5 protein-coding genes are annotated in these 5,350 nt (G+C 59.9%); 2 read left to right on the forward strand and 3 right to left on the reverse strand.

Annotation, left to right across the window (positions count from 1 at the left end):
- Window positions 1-211 precede the first annotated feature (211 nt).
- Both ACIREA_RS25870 and tig read right to left on the reverse strand, forming a co-directional pair.
- Window positions 212-2,158 carry an ATP-dependent DNA helicase RecQ gene (locus ACIREA_RS25870; RefSeq protein WP_397385211.1) on the reverse strand — a complete coding sequence of 649 codons (1,947 nt, stop codon included), beginning with the start codon at window positions 2,156-2,158 and terminating at the stop codon, window positions 212-214.
- Between the two features lie 160 nt (window positions 2,159-2,318).
- Complete coding sequence (gene tig / locus ACIREA_RS25875; RefSeq protein ID WP_397385212.1) at window positions 2,319-3,668, reverse strand: trigger factor; 1,350 nt, start codon at window positions 3,666-3,668, stop codon at window positions 2,319-2,321.
- A gap of 254 nt (window positions 3,669-3,922) precedes the next feature.
- On the opposite strand from tig, the gene ACIREA_RS25880 reads away from it, so the two are divergent.
- Window positions 3,923-4,306: a hypothetical protein gene (locus ACIREA_RS25880; protein WP_397385213.1), complete on the forward strand. Its 384-nt coding sequence runs from the start codon at window positions 3,923-3,925 to the stop codon at window positions 4,304-4,306.
- A 6-nt stretch (window positions 4,307-4,312) separates the two neighbouring features.
- Here the strand turns inward: ACIREA_RS25880 and ACIREA_RS25885 are convergent, their stop codons facing one another.
- On the reverse strand, window positions 4,313-4,609 hold the full coding sequence (locus tag ACIREA_RS25885) for a Smr/MutS family protein (protein WP_397385214.1): 297 nt from the start codon (window positions 4,607-4,609) through the stop codon (window positions 4,313-4,315).
- A gap of 187 nt (window positions 4,610-4,796) precedes the next feature.
- On the opposite strand from ACIREA_RS25885, the gene ACIREA_RS25890 reads away from it, so the two are divergent.
- The coding region (locus tag ACIREA_RS25890; RefSeq protein ID WP_397385215.1) for a SulP family inorganic anion transporter at window positions 4,797-5,350 on the forward strand (554 nt) is incomplete at its 3' end.

Here is a 5,350-nt window from a genome sequence, read left to right on the forward strand (position 1 = left end):
GTGCATGGTTCAAAATCTCCTGGCCTGGCGCCTCTGATGATCAAAGCTTGGTGATTGGGCAGTGGCTCGGTTTTGCCATAATCATCTCGTTACTTTGCTGGTTTGTGTTGGGGAAGCAAAGCCGCAGGTACTACCGCGTTTCCGTCGAACAAGCCTTGGAGCGCTGAACCTGAAAGTGATCCTCGCAAAGTATTGTGAAGATCACCTTGATTCACCCCAGCATCGTTTCCGTCTGCGCTAGGACATCGCCAAAGGGAATACGCTCCAGCAAACCGAAGCTGGGATGTCTGCCGAGACGCTCCCGCGTGGTGGCAGGGCTGGTGAGGCCGCAGAGGAAGCGGGCGAGCTGGCGGGAGGAGCGCAGCGCGGCTTTGCGCTCGGCGATGACCTCGTGGATAGCGGCCACGTGCTCGACGGTGATCGGCGGCGGCTCGGACTGCGGGATTTCGCGTGGTGATTCGTCGGCGATGCCTTTTTCGCGCTCTTTGCAGCTGGTGCAGGTGCCGCAGTCGGCGGCCATTTCTTCACCGAAGTAGTGCAGGAGCCAGCGGGTCAGGCAGCCTCGATGCTGGGCGAAGGTGAGAACCTCGTTCAGACGCTCGACATCGCGACGTTCGCGCTCTGCAAAGAGCTGCTGCATCTTTTTGGTGATCTCCTTCGGATCGCGGCGATGTGCGTCTTCGGACAGCCGATATTTTTGGCGGCTGCCGCTGGGCTTGAGTTCGATGTCGCCGGATTCCTGCAGCCAGGTGAGCGCTTTGAGCACGCGGTCACGTGGTTCATTGAGTTCAGCGGCGGCTTCGTCAGGATTCAGCGTGATCCACTTGGTGCCGCGTTTGCCGCATTGAAACAAAAGGCGCAGGAATGCCTGACGCTCGGGTTTATGGCCGGAAAGAATGCGTTGCTCCGGCTGGATGAAGCGGAACTGGTAGCTGGCGTAAAAGGAACCGAGCGGACGCAGGATGCCATCGAGTTCGAGATTCGTGATGACTGTTTCGATGACCAGCGGGCGGATGTCCGTGGCATGGGCGAGATCGTACATCGAGATATCAAATTCCGCGCCTTGCAGCAGCAGATGATCGAGAAGCTGGCGGATGGCCTGCGGTGTGGGTGTGTCGCCAAAGGTGAAGTTTTCCAGCACGATGCAGTCGTCTGCGCAGGCGAGCAGCTCGCAGACTGAAACCTTGCCATCGCGCCCGGCACGGCCGGTTTCCTGGGAGTAGTTTTCGAGCGTCTTGGGCAGGTTGTAGTGATACACAGCGCGGATGTCCGCTTTGTCGATGCCCATGCCGAAGGCGATGGTGGCGACGATGACATCCGTCTGGCCGTTCATGAAGGCATCCTGCGCGGCGTGGCGGTGCTCGTCCGGCAAACCGGCGTGATAGGCCAGGGCGTTTACGCCATTTTTCTGCAAATGCGTGGCCACATGCTCGGCAGTGTTTTGCAGCGTCACGTACACGATGGAGGGCACCTTGCGCTTCAGCAGCAACTTGGTGAGCACGGGCAGGCGCTGCTGCGCGGTGCAAGGGGTGATGCGAAAGTGCAGATTCGACCTCAGGAACGAGGTCTGCACATGATCCGCCTGCTCAATGCCAAAGGCCTTGCGAATGTCTGCCGCGACCGAGGGCGTGGCGGTGGCGGTGAGTGCGAGCACGGGCTTGATGCCGAGTTCCTTGGCAACGAGTGCCAGACGCAGGTATTCCGGGCGGAAATTGTGCCCCCACTCGGAGATGCAGTGCGCTTCATCGACTGCCATCATGGAGATGCGCAGGCGCTTGAGCCGCTCCACGAAGTTTTCATTCATGAGCCGCTCCGGGGCGATGTAGAGCAGCTTGAGCGTGCCGTTGCGCATGTCGTCAAAGACCTGCGCCGCTTCATCGGCTGAGAGCGAAGAATCCAAGCGTGCTGCGGCAATGCCACGTGCCCGCAGCGCCTGCACCTGGTCCTTCATCAGCGCAATCAACGGGGAGATGACCAGTGTGACGCCGTCCATCAAAAGCGCAGGAAGCTGATAGCAGAGCGATTTGCCCGCGCTGGTGGGGAAGAGCGCGAGTGCGCTTCTTCCTGCGAGCAGGGCCTCCATCACCTGCTCCTGTCCCGCACGAAAGGCCTTATGGCCAAAGTGCTGTTTGAGGGCGGCGTGGAGATCGTGAGGCATGCGCACTCATGGCACATGCGGGCTTTGGCATGCAATGCAAACCTTGCGGCTGGGCTTACACCAAGCCCGCAGCCGCAAAATGCGAAGGCCGGCGAAAATTCGCCGGCCTCCAGCCTGATTTAACTCAGGTACGTTTCAATCAAAGAGCCAAGCTCCGCGATCACTTGCTATGCGTGTCGCAGTGTTCTGCTTCGGGCTCAGTTTCTTCGACGATGGCCTTGGACTTGAGGAATTCCATGGCTTCCTGCAGGAGCAGGTCGTTGCGCACGTTGTCGATGAGGCCGTTTTTCTGAGCCTCGGCCATGAACTTCTTGGCGGGGGTCTTCTGACGCTCGGCGATCTGGGCGAGGGCCATGGCGATCTTCTGGCCGGGAACTTCGAGGGCTTCCTTCTTGGCGATCTGCTCAAGGATGAAGCTGACTTTGACGTTCTGGCGGGCCTGATTGGTGGCGCTGTTGAGGATCTCGTCCTGCTGCTTGATCAACTCTTCTTCGCCGATGCCCTGCTGCATGGCGCGCTGGGCGATTTCGTTGGTGCGGCGCTGGGCTTCGCGGTTCACGACTTCCTGCGGGAGTTCGAACTCCACCTTTTCAAAGAGGTGGGCGATGACCTGATTGGATTTCGCGGTATCGCGGGCCTGCTCACGGCGGCGGCGGATGGCGTCGCGCACTTCATCGCGGAGGGTTTCGAGGCTCATTTCTTCACCGGCGATCTTTTTGATGAACTCTTCGGTGAGTTCCGGCACGGCCTTGTTCTTCACGCCGTGGCATTTTGCGGTGAGGGCGATGGTCTTGCCGCGCAGGGCTTCGAAATTGAAGTCGTCTGCCAGGGTGATGTTGAGCGTGCGCTCGTCATCTTTGGCGATGCCAACGAGGCCTGCGTAGAAGCCAGGGAGGAAATCGTCTTCGTCGGCGAGGAGGAACCAGTTTTCCTTCATCTCCTTGAGATGGGAGGGGGCATCTGGCATGGCTTCGGCGATGGGCTGGCCATCGAGGCTGCCGGTGACGCTGAGAACGACGACATCACCCACGGCGGCGACACGGTCCACGTCTTCGTAGGTGGCCTGGTTTTCACGGAGGTGGAGGAGATCGTGGTCCACATCAGCGTCGGTGATTTCGATGCGCGGGAGCTTGACCGGGATGCCGGTGTACTCGGGCAGCTCAAACTTCGGCGCGAGGCTCATCTCGATGGTGAAGCTGAAGCTCTTGTCTGTGTCGTGATACATCTTGTCGTTCACGGCGAGGACGTTGAGGAGCTCGAGGCCTTCGCTCTTCACGGCCTGGCGCAGGCCTTCGCTGATGAGCTTCTTTTCGAGTTCGTCCTTCACTTCGTTTTCGTAGCGCTTGGCGACGATGCTCTTCGGCGTTTTGCCGGGGCGATAGCCGGGCATGCGCACCATGCCGGCGAAGTAGGTGATGATCTCGTCACGTTCTTTGCCGACCTGGTCGGAAGGAACGCGGACGTGGGCGACGGCTCGGCAGTTGGGCTGATGTTCGACGTTGATGTTCATGAGAAAGAGGTTAGGGGGCGAAGTGTTTTCCATCCCAACAACCGGGCGGTGGGGAACCGCGTCCGGGCCGGAGGGGCGCGCATGATAGACAGTTTGACGGTTTTGACAAACAGAGAACGACATCCCCGATTTTAGCCTTCATGCGTATTTTTCAGAGATTTGAGGTCTGGCTGCTGCTTATCGTAGGCGGAATCGCTATTTGGTGGTCGTTTCAACCGGCCCCAAACCCGGCTGAAAACAGCTCTGGAGCCGAAATGAGTGCCGATTTTCCCCTGCAACTGCGCCGCTGCACGCTGGAGCGTGATTTTGGCAATGCCCGCCTGGATCTGGAGGTGCGTTATAAAAATTCCAGCCCCCGGCCGCTCTCCATGCAGGCGCCCGACGTACGTTTGGTCAATGGAGCCGGCAAGGAGGTGCCGCCCTTCATTCTTCCGGTGGAACGCCCGCCGAGCATCGAAGCCCAGACCACGGGCGATGTCCGACTGCGTTTCTGGTTGGAAAAAGCCGACCTCGCCGGCCCCCTGACGCTGGAAATCCGCGGGCAGAAGCTGGAAGTCAAAAATGGCACGGCGCTGGATTTGGAGAAGCTGGAAAACGCCAAACCGAAGGTGTGGACGAGCGCTGCGTGGGCTCTTTGACGAGCTTTAGGCCTGCAAAATGACCCAGGTCGCGCCCCAGGAGCCGCTGATTTCATCGGCAGGCCAGATGAACTGCTGCACTTCGGGCAGCTTCGCGAGCACCTGATGCACGCCGGTTCGGAGGGTGCCGCTGCCTTTGCCGTGGATGATGCGGACGCGGAGGATGCCGCGCTTGCGGCATTCGGCGAAATATTCTGGCAGCAGGCTGCCGATTTCATTGGGTCGGAAGGTGTGCAGGTCGAGCTCCGGACCGATGGGATGCTCGACCACATCGGGGATCGGTTCGTCGGCGTCTGCGGGCATGGTGGAAGGTGATTCGATAGAACCTTGAGTCCAGTGGCAATCGTATAAGCACAAAGCTTGTGATCTGTGCTGAGGCGTTTAGCTTGGGCCAAGCGTTTCCAAGGAGTTTCTTTTGCCCTCCCATCTACAAGCCTGGTTCCAGCAACTGCGTGAATTCGCAAGTCGGGGCCGGACATGGCTGCAGACCATGGCCGCAGCCAGCGAGCTGGACCCGTTTCCGCTCAGGCAGATGCTGAAGGGCTACGACAAAGAAATGTTCAAGGCGGACACCAGGAGCGGGCTGGACGGTGCGCTGCTGGCCATCCCGCAGGGCATGGCGTTTGCCGTGGTGGCCGGACTGCCGCTGGCCTATGGCATCACGTGTTCCGCCGTGGCCTGTGTGGTTGGCGCGCTGCTGATGAGCTCACGGCATTCCATTTATGGGCCGACGAATGCCACGGCGTTCATGGTTTCGTCCTATTTCGCCGCGTTTCCCAACTTGAATCAAATGGCCTCAATGCCGATGCTGGTGTTCCTCGTGGGTGCGCTGCTGATCTTCGGCGCGTATTTCCGCGTGGCGGACATGGCGCGGTTCATCAGCCGGGCAGTGGTGGTGGCCTACCTCACCGGTGCCGCTTTGCAGATGTTTGCGCATCAGCTCCCGGTGGTGCTGGGCCAGCAGATCTCCGAGCCTTCCGGGAAACCGGTGGCGCGAACGCTGGTCTCCGATGTGCATGATGTGCTGGGCAATCTCGGGGGCAT

Origin of the sequence: Prosthecobacter sp. (genome assembly GCF_044373815.1) — a bacterium.
Lineage (GTDB): Bacteria > Verrucomicrobiota > Verrucomicrobiia > Verrucomicrobiales > Verrucomicrobiaceae > Prosthecobacter.